2 protein-coding genes are annotated in these 2,046 nt (G+C 26.1%); both read right to left on the bottom strand.

Annotated features, from left to right (window positions below):
• On the bottom strand, positions 1–1,103 hold a 1,103-nt coding region (locus tag VN21_RS15070), incomplete at its 3' end, for an ABC transporter permease (RefSeq protein ID WP_046823980.1).
• Positions 1,104–1,114: 11 nt separating this feature from the next.
• Positions 1,115–1,996 (bottom strand): ABC transporter ATP-binding protein, encoded by an 882-nt coding sequence (locus tag VN21_RS15065; protein WP_046823979.1) that lies wholly within the window; start codon positions 1,994–1,996, stop codon positions 1,115–1,117.
• Positions 1,997–2,046: the final 50 nt, after the last annotated feature.

Genomic DNA, 2,046 nt, shown 5'->3' with positions numbered 1-2,046 from the left:
CTTAAAACAGCAATTGAAACTATGACATTTAAATATAGAGTAGGAGTTCCGAGTATATTATAGGTACTTATATTTCCAAACATACTTATTGGTCCTATTAAATTTTCTATATTTAATTCCATAAAAATCTTAGTCAACATATATGTAGGCATAATTTTAGCTAAAAATCCAGGGCCTAGTAATATCACTACATTGATTGCAAAAGATATCATATCATTTTTGCTAATTAGTGATACTAACATAATTAATAATGTAAATAGTACAACTCCTATATAGCTCACCAATAACCCCATCATATAAAATGTCCCTATATTCATAATATATGGTGTCCTTGCATAACTAGTTAAAAATCCTAATGGTAAATTCCATCCATCAAAACCATGCATAGCCATTATAGCAACTTGTATACCATTTATAACCAGAAATATTATTGTAGAGAATAATAAACCTGATATAACTTTTGCTAGTGTTAACCTACCTTGTCCATTTTTTGAACTAAATATTATTGATGCAGTGTTACTTTGATATTCATTACTAAATATAGTACATATGGATACAATTATCAAAATAGCCATCCACAGTGGATTCATATTAAATTCAGTTGCATTTCTCCACCCAAATTTAAAATAAAATTTAGGTATAGGTTTTTTTTCAATTAAATCATGTATATATTTAAACTCTTTATATTCATAACTACTTTTCTCTCCATCTTTTAGTAATTTAGCAATCTCTTTTTTTATATCATCAAATTTATAAAATCTTCCGTTTATCATGTATTCAGGGTTTGCAGCCATAAAAAAATCATATATTCCATACGCTGATACTCTCTCTTTATCTGTAACATACTCGTCCTTGCTATCTTTTTCCATTATCTGTAATCCATTCTTTTCTAAATATTTCATTTTTTCATCAGTTATAACTTGTCCTTCATATTCTTGTCCTACTTTTTTTATATTTTCATAACTTTTCAACCCTTTTCCCTTCATATCTAAATAATCAGTTATAGATGGTAATACAGATGATATTATGCATATTAATATTAACCCTAACACTGATTTTTTAGAAAATATCTTATATAATTCAAATTTTATTAAATCCTTCATAACCATTCCCCCTAAAAGCTAATCTTTTCATCAAAATAATATAAAAACAAATCTTCCAAACTAGGATTTTCATCTATTACGTCAACATCTTTTATATGTATATTTTCATGGCCTACAACTCTAACTAGAATATGGTCTTTTTCCCTTACTATATTAGAAACTTTAAATTTATTTTGAATTTTATGAAGCATATCTTCTTTTATTCTCAAACTATGTACTTTCCCTCTAATACTCTTTAAAAGTTCATTTGGAGTGTCTTTTTCAACTAATTTACCATCTTTCATAATAATTATTTCATTTGATATAAACTCTACATCTGAAACTATATGAGTAGATAATATTACTATTTTATCTTTTGATATCTCAGATATTAAATTTTTAAATCTTATTCTTTCATTAGGATCTAGACCTGCAGTTGGTTCATCTAATATTAAAACTTTTGGATCGTTTAAAAGTGCTTGAGCAATTCCTAATCTTTGCTTCATACCTCCTGAAAATTTACCTATTTTTCTATTTCTATCTTTTTCTAGGTTCACAAATTTTAAAAGTTCATCTATTTTTACTTTTGAATATTCTTTTTCCAAACCTTTTAAAGTAGATACATATTCTAAAAATTTTTGTGCCGTAAATGTTTTATAAAATCCTACATCTTGTGGTAAGTATCCAAGCAAACTTCTATAATTTGCCCCTAATTCAGATTTACTTTTTCCATTTAAGTATACTTCTCCACTAGTTGCATTTGAAACATCAGCTATTATTCTCATAAGAGATGTTTTTCCTGCTCCATTAGGTCCTAATAAACCGTATATCCCATTATTTAAAGTCACATTAAAATCACTTACTGCTATTTTATCTTTAAACGATTTATTTATATTTTTTAATATTAATTCCATTTAATTCCCCCCCTAAAAATCTAAGTTTTTATAATCTATAAAATTTATAC

This window comes from Paraclostridium benzoelyticum (assembly GCF_001006285.1).
GTDB classification, from domain to species: domain Bacteria; phylum Bacillota; class Clostridia; order Peptostreptococcales; family Peptostreptococcaceae; genus Paraclostridium; species Paraclostridium benzoelyticum.
Note: the sequence above shows the minus strand (reverse complement) of the source record. Positions and strands in the feature narration are given on the sequence as shown.

Coding starts and splice junctions, on each gene's coding strand:
- VN21_RS15065 (WP_046823979.1), bottom strand. CDS start 1,996: ATGGAATTAATATTAAAAAATATAAATAAATCGTTTAAAGATAAAATA.